The sequence below is a fragment of the Streptomyces globisporus C-1027 genome, from assembly GCF_000261345.2.
GTDB classification, from domain to species: Bacteria; Actinomycetota; Actinomycetes; order Streptomycetales; family Streptomycetaceae; genus Streptomyces; species Streptomyces pakalii.
In genome coordinates this window covers 958,400-973,423 of the sequence record NZ_CP013738.1, presented here as the reverse complement: position 1 = coordinate 973,423, position 15,024 = coordinate 958,400, and the positions used below count along the sequence as shown (strand labels likewise).

Sequence of the window (15,024 nt, the reverse complement as noted above, 5' to 3'; positions counted from 1 at the left end):
GGTGGACGACCGGGGCCGCTCAGCGGCGGCCCCGGTCGTGCGCCGCCAGCCAGGCGTCCTCCGCCGCGTAGTCGAAGAGGCCCTCGCCGTAGCTCTTGAGCATCTTGGGGAACGCCTCCCGCCAGTCGCGCCCCGTCAGCTCCCCGGCCAGCCACTCGACCGTCTCCGGCAGCGATTCCTCATACCCCGTCACGGGGCGGTAGCCGAGCTGTTCACCGGCGGCCGTCATGTCGTAGACCACCGGGTGCGCGCCGCTCCACGGTGTCTCGCCCACCTGCCCCTCGGGCGCCGGGCCGTCGATCAGTACCGTCTCCGTCTCCCGCCCCAGCACCGCGTCGATCGCCGCCGCGATCTCCGCGACCGTGGGCGCCTCGGGGTCCGCCGCGTTCAGCACACGCGAACCCGGCTCCCCGGCGGCCAGGCGGATCGGCTCCGCCGCGTTGGACACATGCACCGGGTGGAAGCGGCTCTCCCCGCCGTACGCGAGGACCCGGCGCCGCCGCCCGTCCAGCAGCCGCTTCACCACGTACAGCTCGCGCGGTGTGCGGCAGTACGGGCCGTGGACCGCGCCCGCGCGCAGCAGTGTCACCGGCAGCGCCTCGCCCGCCGCCAGCAACTCCTGCTCCAGCAGGACTTTCCGCGTGCCGTACGTGGCGCCCCCCGGCGCCACCGTGGCCTGGTTCTCCGGCAGCGGCACCGGGTAGCGCGGGAAGCCGTCCGGTTCGGCCTGGGTGTCGAAACTGCGGCCCCGCTCGTCCTCGTACACCGCGCCGCTGGAGATCACGACCGCCGAGCCGATCCGGCCGGCCAGCCCGGTCAACTGCCGGGCGTGCGCCCCGTCGAACGCGACCATGTCGACCAGGACGTCACAGCCGTCGCCCAGCGCCTTCCCCAGCGCCCCTTCCGCGTCGCGGTCGAGCGCCACCGTCCGGACCCCGGCGTCCCACGTCTCGTCCCGCCCTCCGCCGCGCGAGGCCGCGGTGACCTCCCAGCCGTCGGCGGCCAGCGCGCGGACCGCTGCCCGCCCGATCTGGCCCGTCGCTCCCAGCACCCATGCGTGTCCGTTGCTCATGCATCCGACGCTAGGGGAGCGGGGCCTCCCGGACGAGACCGCTCTGCCGGTGGCGAATCCGCCCTCAGCGTCGCAGCTTCGGGAACTTCCTCGCCGGCGCTGCTGCCTGCTCGGCCGCCTTCACCTTGGCCGCGTACTCGTCCACGTACTCCTGGCCGGAGAGTTCGAGGATCGCGTACATGATCTCGTCCGTCACCGCACGGATCGCGGCTTTCTGATCCTCCATGCCCGCGTAGCGCGAGAAGTCCAGCGGCTCGCCGAACCGGATCGCGACCTGCTTGATCTTGGGGAGTTTCTGGCCGGGCGGCTGGATCTCGAACGTGCCGAGCATGGCGCACGGGATCACCGGCACCCCCGCGGTGATCGCCATGACCGCGACCCCGACCTTGCCCTTGTAGAGCCGGCCGTCGTGCGAGCGGGTCCCCTCGGGATAGATCCCCAGCAGCTCGCCCTTGCTCAGCACGCCGAGCCCCTCGCGGATCGCGGCCTGACCGGCGTCCTTGCCGGACCGGTCCACCGGGATCTGGCCCGCGCTGCGGAAGAAGGCGGCCGTGAGCCGGCCCTTGATCCCCGGGCCGGTGAAGTATTCGGCCTTCGCCAGGAAGGTGATGCGGCGCTTGAGGATGGCCGGCATCAGGAAATGGTCGGAGAAGGAGAGGTGGTTGCCCGCGACGATCGCCGCGCCGCCCGTAGGGATGTTCTCCAAACCCTCGATACGGGGGCGGAACAAGAGCCGCAGAACGGGTCCCAGAACGACATACTTCAGGATGTAATAAAACACCTTGTGGGTGCACCTCGCTCTGCCGGGCCGACTCAGGACTGCGTACTACCAGGTCATGGTGGTGCCGGGACCCTACCCGCAGGGTCCCGGCACCACCAGGGACGGTAAGCGCTGTCCCGACGCGTACCCGGCTCCGGGTCCGTCAGGCGTGGTCACCCGCCGTGACGGCTCACGTGTCCTGCGTGGCCAGCATGCCGATGGTGCACAGTCCCAGCACCACCCAGCCGAACCAGAGCCAGCCACTGCTTCCCAGTGCCACCGTGTACGCGGTCACCGCGACCAGCGCCCCGACGGTCATGTATCCCATGGTCTTCGTCGATCCGGACATGCGCGCACGCTCCTCGTCGGCCGCGCGGCCGTTGTCCCCATGGTCACCCCGTATGCGCCATCCGCGCTACTGTCCGCGCGCCTGCAAAGAGGCGAGATAGGCGTTGTACGCCGCCAGCTCCTTGTCGCCGTCGCGGTCGGCGGCCCGGTCCGAGCGCCGGGCGGCACGTTGTTCGGAGTTGTACCACTGGTAGACCAGCGCGATCAGCACCAGCACCGAGGGGATCTCGCTGAACGCCCATGCGATGCCGCCCGCCCAGTTCTGGTCGCTCAGGGCGTCGATGCCCAGCGAGGCGGGCGGATTCTCGTACGTCTTCACCATCGGCGTCGACGCCATCATCAGCGCGATCCCGAAGAACGCGTGGAACGGCATCCCGGCGAACAGCTCCAGCATCCGCATCACATAGCCGGGGCGGTGCGGACCCGGATCCACGCCCATGATCGGCCAGAAGAAGACCAGGCCGACCGCGAGGAAGTGCACCATCATCCCGATGTGGCCCGGCTTGGAGCCCATCAGGAAGTCGAAGATCGGCGTGAAGTAGAGCGCGTAGAGGCTCGCGATGAACAGCGGGATCGTGAACACCGGATGCGTGATGATCTTCATGTAGCGGCTGTGCAGCAGCTTCAGCAGCAGCTCGCGCGGCCCGGTCCGCCCCCGGCCGGCCGGGGGCAGCGCGCGCAGCGCGAGCGTCACCGGGGCGCCCAGCAGCAGCAGGATCGGCGACAGCATGCTGATCACCATGTGCTGCACCATGTGCACGCTGAACATGACCATGCCGTAGTCGTTGAGCTTGGTGCACATCACCAGCGCGATGCTCAGCACGCCCACCGTGAAGAACACGATCCGGCTCACCGGCCAGCCGTCCCCGCGCCGACGCAGCCGCACCACGCCGTACCCGTACAGGGCGAGCGCGAGGATGCAGCCGGTCAGGAAGAACGGTTCGACGGAGAGCTCCAGCCCCCGTCCCAGCGTGAACGGCGGCAGATCCATGTTCATGCCGTGCCCGCTGTGATCCATCTGTTCACTCCCGATGGGGACACGTCCCCGTTTCGTGCCGGTTGTCCGGTCCAGAGTAGAACTGCCCCCGGCCGCTCTTGCGGCCGGGGGCAGTTCTGGGACGACGTGTTCCTACAGCACGCACTCCGCCTCGGCGTACCGCTCGGCCGGGACCGTCTTCAGCGTCTCGACCGCCTCCGCCAGCGGGACCATCACGATGTCGGTGCCGCGCAGTGCGGTCAGCATCCCGAACTCGCTCCGGTGCGCCGCCTCCACCGCGTGCCAGCCGAAGCGGGTCGCGAGGACGCGGTCGTACGCGGTCGGCGTGCCGCCGCGCTGGACATGGCCGAGGATGACCGGGCGGGCCTCCTTGCCGAGCCGCTGCTCCAGCTCGCCGGAGAGCTGCGTGGCCACCCCGGCGAACCGCTCGTGGCCGTAGATGTCCTTGACGCCCTGCTCGAACTGCATGGAGCCCTCACGCGGCTTGGCGCCCTCGGCGACGACCACGATGGCGAACTTCTTGCCCGCCGAGAACCGCTTGCCGACCAGTGCGGTCAGCTCGTCGATGTCGAAGGGGCGCTCGGGCACCACGATCGCGTGGGCGCCGGCGGCCATGCCCGAGTGCAGGGCGATCCAGCCGGTGTGACGGCCCATGACCTCGACGATCAGCACCCGCTGGTGGGACTCGGCGGTGGTCTTCAGCCGGTCCAGCGCCTCGGTCGCGACACCGACGGCGGTGTCGAAGCCGAAGGTGACGTCGGTGGAGGCGATGTCGTTGTCGATGGTCTTCGGGACCCCGACGATGGGCAGCCCGGCCCCGGAGAGGAGGTTGGCCGCCTTCAGCGTGCCCTCGCCGCCGATCGGGATGATGGCGTCCAGGCCGAGGTCCGCGACATGACCGCGGGCGCGCTCGACCCCGTCGCGCAGATGCGCGGGCTGGACGCGGGAGGATCCGAGGATCGTGCCGCCGCGGGCCAGGATGCCGCCCACCGCGTCGAGGTCGAGCTTGCGGTAGTCCGCCTCCAGCAGGCCCTTCCAGCCGTCGTGGAAGCCGATGACCTCGTCGCCGTGGTCCACCACCGCGCGGTGCACGACGGAACGGATGACGGCGTTGAGGCCGGGGCAGTCGCCGCCGGAGGTGAGTACGCCAATGCGCATGGCCCGGGAACCTTTGCAACGTGTAAGTCGACGACCGGACCACGCCGTCCGGTTGGATCCCCGCCACCCTACCGGCGCAGAGTGGCGGGGCCGAACCGGCCGTCCGCCTGCTGGACTTCGCTCAACCGAGCGGAAAACCCCTCAGGCGGGCCGTCGCTCAACCGAGCGTCAGCCCTCTCAGGAGGGCTTTGCTCATGCGAGCGGAATGTGCCTCAGGCGGGCTGGGTCGCCGAGGCGATCCGCTCGGCGCGCAGTGCCTCGTACCAGCGGTCGTCGGTGGGCGGCAGCGCGTTCACGTCGAGGGCCAGCTTCAGCAGCAGATCGGCGATCTGCGGGTTGCGGGCCATCACCGGACCGTGCATGTACGTCCCGAAGACCGTGTCGTTGTACGCGCCCTCCGTGCCGTCCCCGGTGCCGTTGCCCCGGCCGAACTGGACCCGGGCGAACGGCCGCGCCGTCGGGCCGAGATGGGTGACGCCCTGGTGGTTCTCGAACCCGGTCAGGGGCGGCAGCCCGAGCTGCGGGTCGATGTCCGCCAGGACGTCGCCGACGCACCGCGCGCCCTCGCCGCGGGTGGAGACCACGTCGAGCAGACCGAGACCCTGCTCGCGCTCGCCGAGATCGTTGACGAACTCGTGGCCGAGGATCTGGTAGCCCGCGCAGACCGAGAAGATGATCGCGCCGTTGGACGCGGCCCGGGCCAGCCCGCCGTCGCGGCGCAGCCGCTCCGACGCCAGGCGCTGCGGCCGGTCCTCACCGCCGCCGATCAGATAGATGTCGCCGGACGTCGGCACCGGCTGGTCGCTGCGCACGTCGACGCGCTGCACGTCCAGACCGCGCTGCCGGGCCCGCCGCTCCACGACCAGGGCGTTGCCCTGGTCGCCGTAGGTGCTGAGCAGGTCGGGGTAGACCCAGACCAGACGCAGACCGTTGTTCATACTTCGTCCTCTCCGGAGATGGCCGGGGCCGGGGTCAGTTGCCGACACGACGGCGCAGATCCTGGAAGGCGGTGTAGTTGGCGATGACCTCGATGCGGCCGGGCGGGGCGTACTGCACGGCCTCGTCGAGGTTCTCGCAGACCCGGAAGTCGAGACCGGCCACTTCGAGGCGGACCGCGAGGTCCAGCTTCCGGTCGCCGAGCACGAAGATCGGGTGCCCGGCCAGCTGGGTGTAGTCCACGTCCCACAGCCAGGAGGTGTCCGTGCCGTCCGCGCCGCGGGCGTTCACCGAGAGGATCACCGGCGTCGGAGGCGGGTCGATCAGCGAGAACGTCTCCAGCCAGCCGGCCGGGTTCTTCGCCAGCAGGAGCCGCAGCTCACGGTTCTGGAAGGTGACGACGTCGTACCGTCCGGCGACCGCCTGCACCTGGTACATCCGCTCCAGCGCGACCTGCGGCGGCACACCGAAGACGGCGGCCACGGCGGCCGAACTGGTGGCGTTCGCCTTGTTCGCGCGGCCCGGCAGCTGGAGGTGGATCGGCCACGCCGAACCGTGCGGGTCCAGGACGTAGTCGCCGTTCAGCGCCCAGCTCGGGGCGGGGCGGCGGAAGCCGCACTGCCCACAGAACCAGTCGTCGCCCGGACGCTGCATCACACCGCCGCAGGACGGGCAGGACCACGCGTCGTCCTTCCACGCCTGACCGGCCGCCACCCACACCACGTTGGGCGAGGAGGAGGCCGCCCAGACGACCAGCGGGTCGTCCGCGTTGGCGATGATCACGGCCTTCGAGCCGGACAGGCCCTCGCGCCAGTGCTCGGCCATCATCCGGGTCTCCGCCGCGCGGTCCAGCTGGTCGCGGGAGAGGTTGAGCAGCGCGATGGCCTTGGGCGTGGTGTCCCGGGCCACCCCCGCCAGATACTTCTCGTCGACCTCGATCACGCCGAACTTCGCGTCCGAGCCGCCGGCCAGCGCCGAGGTGATGCCCGCGGGCATGTTCGCGCCGAGCGCGTTCGACACGACGGGCCCGGCGGCCCGCAGCGCCTCGGCGATCAGCCGGGTGGTGGTCGTCTTGCCGTTCGTCGCCGACACGAGGATCACGTCCAGGTGCTGCGCCAGCCGCCCCAGCAGGTCGGGGTCGAGTTTGAGCGCCACCCGGCCGCCGATCACCGATCCGCTGCCCCGCCCCGCGGCGCGTGACACCGCCGCCGCGGCCTTGCCCGCCGTCACGGCCAGTTTGGCCCGCGGCGACAACGGCTCCGTGTTGCCTGCCATCGTCCTAGATCCTCCTTGCATCGGTCCGCGCCCAGCCTATCGATGTCCGCCGCATCGACCGCACCGCGGCACCACGGGAACTGACCGGCCCCGGCGGAACGTACGCTTGCCGCCATGCGAAACCGCCCGATCCCCGGCAGTTCCGGACTCGTCCGTGAGATGAGTCTGCTCGGCGACCCGGTGCTCCACCGGCCCTGCGAGGACGTCACGGACTTCGGCCCGTCGCTCGCGAAGCTGGTCGAGGACATGTTCGCCACGATGTACGCCGCACAGGGTGTCGGGCTCGCCGCCAACCAGATCGGCGTCCCGCTCAAGGTGTTCGTCTACGACTGCCCGGACGACGACGATGTCCGCCATCTGGGACACGTGGTCAATCCCGAACTGGTCGAGGCGGACGGACTCACCGTACGCGGACCGGAGGGCTGTCTGTCACTTCCGGGTCTGGAAGCGGGCACGGAACGCTTCGACCACGCGGTCGTCGAGGGGCTCACGATGACCGGCGAGCCGGTCCGGATCGCCGGGACGGGATGGTTCGCCCGGTGCCTCCAGCACGAGTGCGACCACCTGGAGGGCACCGTCTACCCCGACCGGCTGACCGGGCTGCGGCGCTCCCGGGTACTGCGCGCCGCGCGCAAGGCTCCCTGGGCGCGGCAGGGCTGAGCCCACCCGGGGCGCCGGTGTCTCAGGACCTCAGAACCCCGGGCCGCCCTTGACGTCGCGGTCGCCCGCCTCCGCCAGCCGCCCCCACAGCAGATCGGCGAGGCTGCTGACCAGCCGCTCGCGGGAGCAGGGCCGGTCGGCGAGCCACCAGTCGCCCGCCGCGTGCATCATGCCGACGATCCCGTGGCCCCAGATGCGGGCCATCTGCTCGCTGTCCGGCCCCAGGTCGACCCGCTCGACGATCACCTGGCCCAGCTCCTCGCCGAGGCGGCGCAGCAGCGGTGCGGAGTGCCGGCCGACGTCGAAGCCCTGCTCGGCGGAGGGGGAGGCGTCGGCGGTGCCGTCGGCCCCGTCGGCGGGGTGCATCAGGAAGCGGTAGACCTGCGGGCGGGCCTCGATCGCGGCGAGATAGGTGTCGAGCGTGGCCTCCACCCGGGCGCGCCGCTCCGCGGGCGCGTCCAGCGCGGCGCGCAACGCGCTGAGCAGGGCGTCGGTGTGGCGCTTGGCCAGCGCGCGGTAGAGGCCGCCCTTGTCCCCGAAGTGGCGGTAGAGGATCGGCTTGGTGATCCCGGCCTCGGCGGCGATGGCGTTCATCGAGGCCTTCGGTCCGTCTCTGAGCACCACCCGGTCCGCCGCTTCCAGCAACTCGCGGCGGCGGCGCTCGGCCGCGGTCCGCTGTCGCTCGGAGCTTCGTGCGGTCTCCATGTCGTCTCTCCCACCCCTGGCCACGCGATGCCGTCGCACCGCTCCTGCACGCCCGCGCAACGTAACACTCCACGGGGCGGGCGCCGGATCGGCTCCATGACGGTTGACAGTACCTACTTGCCGGTAACAGACTGTGGTTACCGCGAGTAACGCATGGTTTTTCACCGCAGTGCCTGGAGGGGAAACATGGCCGAGTTCACGCTTGAGCTCAACGACGACCAGAAGCAGGTCAGGGAGTGGCTCCACGGCTTCGCGGCGGATGTCATCCGCCCCGCCGCCGCCGAGTGGGACGAGCGTGAGGAAACGCCCTGGCCCGTCATCCAGGAAGCGGCCAAGGTCGGCATCTACTCCCTGGACTTCTACGCCCAGCAGTTCTTCGACCCTACGGGTCTGGGCATCCCCATGGCTATGGAGGAGCTCTTCTGGGGCGACGCGGGCATCGGCCTGTCGATCGTCGGTACCGGCCTGGCGGCCGTCGGCGTCCTCGCCAACGGCACCGAGGAGCAGATCGGCACCTGGATCCCGCAGATGTACGGCGACGCCGACGACGTGAAGGTCGCCGCCTTCTGCTCCTCCGAGCCCGACGCCGGCTCCGACGTCGCCTCGATGCGCACCCGGGCCGTCTACGACGAGGCCAAGGACGAGTGGGTCCTCAACGGCACCAAGACCTGGGCGACCAACGGCGGCATAGCCAACGTCCACGTCGTCGTCGCCGTCGTCGACCCCGACATCGGCTCCAAGGGCCACGCCTCCTTCATCGTGCCGCCGGACACCCCCGGCCTCTCCCAGGGCCAGAAGTTCAAGAAGCACGGCATCCGCGCCTCCCACACCGCCGAGGTGGTCCTGGAGGACGTCCGCGTCCCCGGCCACTGCCTGCTCGGCGGCAAGGAGAAGCTCGACGAGCGCCTCGCCCGCGCCCGGGAGCGCGCCAAGGCGGGCGGCGAGCGGGTCAAGAACGCGGCGATGGCCACCTTCGAGGCCTCCCGCCCGGCCGTCGGCGCCATGGCCGTCGGCACCGCCCGCGCCGCCTACGAGGTCGCCCTCGACTACGCGAAGACCCGCAGCCAGTTCGGCCGCCCGATCATCGACAACCAGGGCATCGCCTTCCAGCTCGCCGACATGCGCACCCGCATCGACGCGGCCCGGCTGCTGGTCTGGCGCGCCTCCTGGATGGCCACCACCGGCAAGCCGTTCACCTCGGCCGAGGGCTCCATGTCGAAGCTGTACGCCAGCGAGACCGCCCGGGACGTCACCGCGCAGGCGATCCAGATCCTCGGCGGCAACGGCTTCACCCGCGAGTACCCCGTCGAGCGCATGCACCGCGACGCGGCCATCTACACCATCTTCGAGGGCACCAGCGAGATCCAGCGCCTGGTCATCGCCCGCACCCTCTCGGGCATGCCGATCCGCTAGCGGACAGCCGGAAGGGGCCGCCCGGAGACCTGCTCCGGACGGCCCCTTCCCCTGTTCAGGCGGGCAGGTGCGCCTCGATCGCCGCCACGACCTCCGTGGACTCCGGCTCGGAGCGCGGCCGGATCCGGGCCACCGGCTCACCGGCCGGCGAGATCACGAACTTCTCGAAGTTCCACTGGACGTCCCCGGCCTCCCCGTCCGCGTCCGCCAGCCGCGTCAGCTCCGCGTACAGCGGGTGCCGGTCACCGCCGTTGACGTCGACCTTCTCCAGCAGCGGGAAGCTGACCCCGTACGTCGTCGAGCAGAACGTCTGGATCTCCTCCGCGCTGCCCGGCTCCTGCCCGGCGAACTGGTTGCACGGGACGCCGAGCACGGTCAGACCCCGGTCCCCGTAGTTCTGCTGCAGCCGCTCCAGGCCCTCGTACTGCGGGGTGAGCCCGCACTTGGAGGCCACGTTCACCACCAGGACGGTCCGGCCGCTGTACGCGCCCAGCGTGGTCGGCTCGCCCGTGAGGGTGCGCAGCGGAATGTCGTGCAGCGTCATGAAGCTCTCCCTGTTCCTTGCGTGGTACCGCTCATTGTGCCGCCCGCCGCTCACGGAGCGGCGAGCTCCTTGTAGTAGAAGGTCGTCGGCTTCAGGCTGCCCGCCGGATCGGCCGCGTATCCCGGCACGCTCCCGACCTCTGTCCACCCCGCCCCGCAGTAGACCTGCTCGGCCAGGCTGCCGGTCTCGGTGTCCAGGATCAGCAGCGTGATGCCCTCGCTCGCCGCGTACGCCTCCACCGCCGCGAGCAGCGCCCTGCCCAGCCCCTGGCCGCGCGCGGAGGGGCGCACCATCAGCTTGGCGACCTCCGCGCGGTGGCGGGCGTTCGGCAGCGGGGCGCGGACCAGGGCGATCGTCCCGGAGACCCGGCCGCCCTCGCGGGCGATCCAGATGCCGATGCTCCCGGCCTCCACCGCGGCGGCCCGCTCCCGCCACCAGATCGCGGCCGCCTCCCGGTCCAGCGGGGCCAGGAAGCCCACCGAGGACCCCTCATCGACGGTCTCGACCAGCAGGCCGGCCAGGTCGTCGGCGTACGTGACCAGCTCGGGGGCGGACACATGGACGATCTCGGTCATGCGCGGGGTCCTTTCACGGCGGAACGGTCGAAGGGGCGCGGCGGCGCAGCCGGGAGCGGGCCGCGCGCCCCGGGGCGGAGGCTGCCTCCAGGGTGCACGGTGTGCGCCACCCCGGCGACCGTCACCTCCACCGGTGCCGTCCACCCCCTACCCGGATGCGCTGCTCGCCACCGGTACGGATGACACCGGTACGGGAGATCTCACCCGGCCTCCGGCCGTACCCCGCCCCGGTCCGCCGATGCGGGCGTCAGCCGGAGGGTGACCACGTACGCCACCACCACCGCCACGATCACCAGAGGCATCACGGTGAGCCCCTCCCTGCCCAGCAGAAGCGTCGCCAGGAGCACCGAGGTCATCGGCAGCCGCAGCATCGCCACGCACATCGCCCCGACGCCCATCGCGAACCCCGCCGTGAGAGGCAGCCCCGGCAGATGGGACAGCGCGACACCGCCCACCGCGCCCACGAACATCGCGGGGAAGACCGGGCCGCCCCGGAAGCAGCTCAACGAGGCGCAGTAGGCGAGCGACTTGCAGACGATGAGCAGGACGAGCGCGCCGACCGAGTACTCCGCGCTCGTGGAGAGGAGGTGGCCCAGCTCGTGCTCGCCCGAGTACAGCACCTCGGAACCCTCCTTGCCCGACGTCTCGGCGTACACCAGCGCCAGTGCGCCGACGACGAGGCCCATGACCGCCGTGGCCACCACCGTCCGCCGCTCCACGCGTTCCTGGAGGGCCAGCGAGAGCCGGCGGATGCCCGCGCCCGCGAAGGCCGCCGCGACCCCCAGGACCAGCGCCCACCCGAACCCGGCGGCATCCGGGGTGGCCGCCGGCGGCACCTCGCCCAGCGTCAGGGAGTACGTCCCCAGCCCCGTCCAGGACCCCAGACCGGTGAAGATCAGCGCGCCGATGCCCGCCGAGAGCAGCCCGGGCACCAGGACCACGCCCAGCATCGGCCCGGCCAGACCCGCCACCTCCATCAGCAGGAACGCGCCCAGCAGCGGCGACCCCAGCAGGGCGCTCACCGCGGCGAAGCTGCCCGACGCCCCGACCAGGGACCGCGCATCCGGTGCCAGGTCCCGTTTCACGCGGTCCGCCGCCCAGACGGCCAGCCCGCCGCCCAGCGCGATCAGGGGCGCCTCCGGCCCCAGCACCGCGCCCACGCCCAGCGAGACGAGCGCCGCGAGCACGATCCCGGGCAGATCCGCCGCAGGAGGCGCGCCGGTGGAGACCAGCCCCTCCGCCGGCCGGTGCCCGCCCCCGCCCGGCAGCCGGCGCACGACGAGCCCGACCAGGAGCCCGGCGACGCCGAGCAGCGGAACGGGCCACCACGACGGGGTCGCATCGAACCCCAGCGCCTTCGGCAGTTCCGTGTACGTCAGCGACTGGAGCTCCGAGACCAGCGCCAGGAAGCCGAAGGCGATCGCGGAGACCGGCACCCCGAGGACGGCCGCCATCAGCAGCAGCCCCGCGTACTTCCGCGTACGGACCGCCGCGTACGGGTCCTTCGGTGCGGTGACGGGGGTGGCCGGAGGCGTGGTCGGCATGGGCGCGGCTCCTCGGCGTGACGACGGTCGGGAAAGGGGCGTCCCCCCGGCCGTCGGGCAGGGGCACACCCCACCCGGCCGTCGGACATCGGAAGAGGGCATCCCCCACGGCTTCACGCCGGGATACCACGCGGCGGCGGACCGGGCCGCACTCCGCCGCCGGGAACACACCCTCCGGTGCGGAAGGTCAGCCGCCCGGCCCCGGAAGACCGTCCGCGCCGGCCGCGGGCAGCCGCCCCGCGGCCACCGCGTCCACCAGTGCCCGGTGGTCCAGCTCGTTGCGGTCCGCGTACGACTCCGCGAACGTGGCGATCGCCCGGTCGAAGACGTCCTTGGAGCCCAGATAGCCGGCGATGGCGATCCGGTCCCCGGACCGGGCATGGGCGCGGGCCAGCGTGGCCCCGCACACCTCGCCGAACACCCGCATCCCCTTCGGCGCCATCGCCTCCGGTTCGGCGATGCCCTTCCAGTCGCGCAACTGGCGCACATAGAAGTCCCGGCTCCGGCCGTCGAGGCCGTCGGCCCGCTCCCAGCCGAGGAAGATGTCACCGGCCGCCTGCATCAGCCGCTGCCCGGCGACCACCCGTTCCCCCTGGTTCGCGTACCGGCTCGCCCCGGCGAACTCGGCGAGCACCGAGGGACCGGCCTCCTTGGCCTGGAGCAGGAGGGGATCCCCGCCGTCCCGGCCGAGCAGCAGGACGATCCAGCACCGGGTGCCGACACTGCCCACGCCGACAACTTTCCGGGCCACGTCCACCAGGGTGAAGTCCTCCAGGAGGCTGCGCCGGTCGGGCGGCAGGCTGCACGCGTACCCCGCCAGCATGGAGCCGAACTGCCGGAACACCGCATCCCGGTCCACCCCCGGCGTCAGATCGGTCAGCGGGACGACCATCGGCGGGTCCGCCGCGATCCGCAGCCGCCCGTCGACCACCTCGGCCAGCTTCCCGAAGGCCTGCAGACTGTCCCGGGACCGGGCCTTCCCCAACGCCCGGTCGACATTCCTGCGCCCCCGCCCGCCCAACTGCTCCGCGGCCACCGTGCGCAGCCGCTCGGCATCCGTCCGCGCGTACCAGACGTCCAGATTGCGCATGCCCGCGTACCGGGCCATCGCCTCCCGGTACGAGCGGACCGAGGCCCGCACGATCCCGGCCCGCTCCCGGTGCGTGAAGCCGTTCGCCCGCCCCGCGATGACGAGGCTGGCCGCGAGCCGCTTGACGTCCCACTCCCAGGGTCCCGGCAGCGTCTCGTCGAAGTCGTTGATGTCGAAGAGCAGGTTCCGCTCGGGGGAGGCCAGCAGCCGGAAGTTCAGCAGATGGGCGTCCCCGCACAGCTGCGCCCGGATCCCCGAGACCGGGGTGCCGGCCAGGTCGGCGGCCATCAGCGCGGCCGCGCCCCGGTAGAAGCGGAACGGGGACTCGGTCATCCGGGCATAGCGGATCGGGACCAGTTCCGGAACGCGCTCCGCCGACTGCGCTTCGAGCACGCTCAGCGGATCGGGCCGGTGCGGCGACGGGGAGAACTCCGCATGACTCGACCGCGGAGCCTTCCGGCGGGCGGCCCTGCCCAGCGCCGCGCGTTCGGCCGGCGTCGCGTTCGGTGCGGCGCGCAGTCGCGCCTCGGCTTCCCGGTCCATGAGGTGGCTCCTTCCGGTGTTCCTCAGGTGCTCTCGGCGAGTCGGCGGTCGCGGCGCAGGCGGATCCGCTGCCAGATCGTGCGCTGGGCCTTGAGCGTGGCCGTGCCCACCACGATCAGCACGAGGATGTTCACGGCGAGCTGGATGGCCGAGCCCCGCACATCGGACCAGCTGGTGAAGGCCGAGGAGACGGCGATGTCCGCGGCGGCCGGGATCGTCGTCACGGAGATGAACACCCCGAGCAGGGCGCTGGTCCTGGCCTCGGTGAGCGACACGATCCCGACGATCCCGGCCAGGGTGGCGACGGCGACGGAGAAGAAGTTCGGCGTGTTGATGAGGTTGGAGACGGGCCGCAGCCCCCGGTCGAACGCCGTCGACTCCAGCCCGAAACCCCGGATGAGGAGGGCGAAGAGGAAGGTGACCACGATGGTGAGGAGGAAGCCGGCACCCAGCGCGGCCAGCCCGCTGCGCACCATGGACCGGTGGCGCCGGTCGATCCCCAGCGCCACGCTGACGATCGCCCCGTACTCCGGACCGACAACCATCGCCCCGACGATCAGGATCTGCGAGTTGGTGACGATGCCGACCGACCCGATCAGACCGGCGATGACCAGGTAGAGGTAGAAGCTCGGCGGGTACCGGCCCCCGGACCTGATGCGTGCCTCGACCTGTTCCCAGACCGGCGCCCGGCTCAGCGGCCCCAGCTCGCGCTGCCCGCCCTCGGTGGCCGCACCGGAGAAGGCCATGTCGACGGGTTCGATGACGAGGGAGCCCCGCCGGTCGAGGTGGACGGCACGCAGCCGGTGCAGTACGTCGTTGGCCGCCCCCGTCAGTACGTCGCAGGCGATGGCGTCGCCGTCGGGGCGTCGCGCGGCGTCGCGCTGGACGATCAGGTTGAGGACGCACGGGTCGGCCGCGAGCAGGCCGACGACCTCGTCGGTCAGGTCCGGCGGGCTCACCGCGCGGATGTGGATCATGTCCATCCCGGCACCTCCGCGGCTCCCGGCCCCGTCGCACGGAGCTGTGCCCGGCAGGCGGCCCGGGGCTCACTCCAGTAACGCGGCCCCGGCACCGTTCGGCAAACCGGGCGCCCCGGCCGGAAGGCCGGGGCCGCGGGCGGCGGCCCGCCCGGGCTGGGATCATCGAGGGGTGGACACACCCGATGCCTTTCCCGAACCCCTGCCCGGGGCCGACGAAGCGGTCCGCGAGGAGTCGGCCACCGACGACGGAACGCCGGAGGGCCGCCGCCTCGTCCGCTGCCGGCTCTGCGGCCGCCCCCTGACCGGGACCGACTCGCGGCGGGCCGGCCTCGGCCCGTCCTGCGACGCCAAGCTGCACCCGGCGCCGCCGGACATCCGCACCCGCCGCCACGAGGTCGACCAGGACCCGCTGCCGGGCACGTAA

16 protein-coding genes are annotated in these 15,024 nt (G+C 72.0%); 3 read left to right on the top strand and 13 right to left on the bottom strand.

Annotated elements, in window-relative coordinates:
- Positions 1-19 precede the first annotated feature (19 nt).
- The 7 genes from WQO_RS04100 to WQO_RS04075 all read right to left on the bottom strand — a co-directional run bounded on the left by WQO_RS04100 (position 20) and on the right by WQO_RS04075 (position 6,546).
- Positions 20-1,072: an NAD-dependent epimerase/dehydratase family protein gene (locus tag WQO_RS04100; protein ID WP_237274102.1), complete on the bottom strand. Its 1,053-nt coding sequence runs from the start codon at positions 1,070-1,072 to the stop codon at positions 20-22.
- Positions 1,073-1,136: 64 nt separating this feature from the next.
- Positions 1,137-1,853 carry a lysophospholipid acyltransferase family protein gene (locus tag WQO_RS04095; RefSeq protein WP_010062342.1) on the bottom strand — a complete coding sequence of 239 codons (717 nt, stop codon included), beginning with the start codon at positions 1,851-1,853 and terminating at the stop codon, positions 1,137-1,139.
- Positions 1,854-2,022: 169 nt separating this feature from the next.
- Entirely contained in the window at positions 2,023-2,181 is a 159-nt protein-coding gene (locus WQO_RS36340) for a hypothetical protein (protein ID WP_006122878.1), read from the bottom strand.
- A 66-nt stretch (positions 2,182-2,247) separates the two neighbouring features.
- Positions 2,248-3,198, bottom strand: coding sequence for a cytochrome c oxidase assembly protein (locus tag WQO_RS04090; RefSeq protein WP_010062344.1), 951 nt, complete (start codon positions 3,196-3,198; stop codon positions 2,248-2,250).
- Positions 3,199-3,309: 111 nt separating this feature from the next.
- Positions 3,310-4,335, bottom strand: coding sequence for a 6-phosphofructokinase (locus WQO_RS04085; RefSeq protein ID WP_010062345.1), 1,026 nt, complete (start codon positions 4,333-4,335; stop codon positions 3,310-3,312).
- Between the two features lie 212 nt (positions 4,336-4,547).
- Entirely contained in the window at positions 4,548-5,273 is a 726-nt protein-coding gene (locus tag WQO_RS04080; RefSeq protein WP_058953870.1) for a type 1 glutamine amidotransferase, read from the bottom strand.
- A 34-nt stretch (positions 5,274-5,307) separates the two neighbouring features.
- A complete protein-coding gene (locus tag WQO_RS04075; RefSeq protein WP_010062348.1) occupies positions 5,308-6,546 on the bottom strand; it encodes a MurT ligase domain-containing protein in 1,239 nt (412 codons plus the stop codon).
- A 114-nt stretch (positions 6,547-6,660) separates the two neighbouring features.
- On the opposite strand from WQO_RS04075, the gene def reads away from it, so the two are divergent.
- Complete coding sequence (gene def / locus WQO_RS04070) at positions 6,661-7,206, top strand: peptide deformylase (protein ID WP_010062349.1); 546 nt, start codon at positions 6,661-6,663, stop codon at positions 7,204-7,206.
- 30 nt (positions 7,207-7,236) lie between these two features.
- On the opposite strand, the gene WQO_RS04065 is transcribed toward def, so the two are convergent.
- Positions 7,237-7,911, bottom strand: coding sequence for a TetR/AcrR family transcriptional regulator (locus WQO_RS04065; RefSeq protein WP_010062350.1), 675 nt, complete (start codon positions 7,909-7,911; stop codon positions 7,237-7,239).
- Positions 7,912-8,097: 186 nt separating this feature from the next.
- On the opposite strand from WQO_RS04065, the gene WQO_RS04060 reads away from it, so the two are divergent.
- The gene (locus tag WQO_RS04060; RefSeq protein WP_010062351.1) at positions 8,098-9,324 is read left to right on the top strand and encodes an acyl-CoA dehydrogenase family protein; all 1,227 of its coding nucleotides are present in this window, start codon (positions 8,098-8,100) and stop codon (positions 9,322-9,324) included.
- A gap of 55 nt (positions 9,325-9,379) precedes the next feature.
- Here WQO_RS04060 and WQO_RS04055 read toward each other — a convergent pair whose 3' ends face one another.
- The 5 genes from WQO_RS04055 to WQO_RS04035 form a co-directional block, all read right to left on the bottom strand.
- Positions 9,380-9,868, bottom strand: a complete 489-nt coding sequence (locus tag WQO_RS04055) for a glutathione peroxidase (protein WP_010062353.1) — start codon at positions 9,866-9,868, stop codon at positions 9,380-9,382.
- A 50-nt stretch (positions 9,869-9,918) separates the two neighbouring features.
- On the bottom strand, positions 9,919-10,443 hold the full coding sequence (locus WQO_RS04050; protein ID WP_010062355.1) for a GNAT family N-acetyltransferase: 525 nt from the start codon (positions 10,441-10,443) through the stop codon (positions 9,919-9,921).
- Between the two features lie 200 nt (positions 10,444-10,643).
- Entirely contained in the window at positions 10,644-11,987 is a 1,344-nt protein-coding gene (locus tag WQO_RS04045; protein ID WP_010062356.1) for a chloride channel protein, read from the bottom strand.
- A gap of 187 nt (positions 11,988-12,174) precedes the next feature.
- Complete coding sequence (locus WQO_RS04040) at positions 12,175-13,620, bottom strand: DUF2252 domain-containing protein (RefSeq protein WP_010062357.1); 1,446 nt, start codon at positions 13,618-13,620, stop codon at positions 12,175-12,177.
- Positions 13,621-13,643: 23 nt separating this feature from the next.
- Positions 13,644-14,603 (bottom strand): DUF389 domain-containing protein, encoded by a 960-nt coding sequence (locus WQO_RS04035; RefSeq protein WP_010062358.1) that lies wholly within the window; start codon positions 14,601-14,603, stop codon positions 13,644-13,646.
- A 166-nt stretch (positions 14,604-14,769) separates the two neighbouring features.
- Between WQO_RS04035 and WQO_RS04030 the strand changes: the two genes are divergently transcribed.
- The gene (locus WQO_RS04030) at positions 14,770-15,024 is read left to right on the top strand and encodes a DUF6011 domain-containing protein (protein ID WP_010062359.1); all 255 of its coding nucleotides are present in this window, start codon (positions 14,770-14,772) and stop codon (positions 15,022-15,024) included.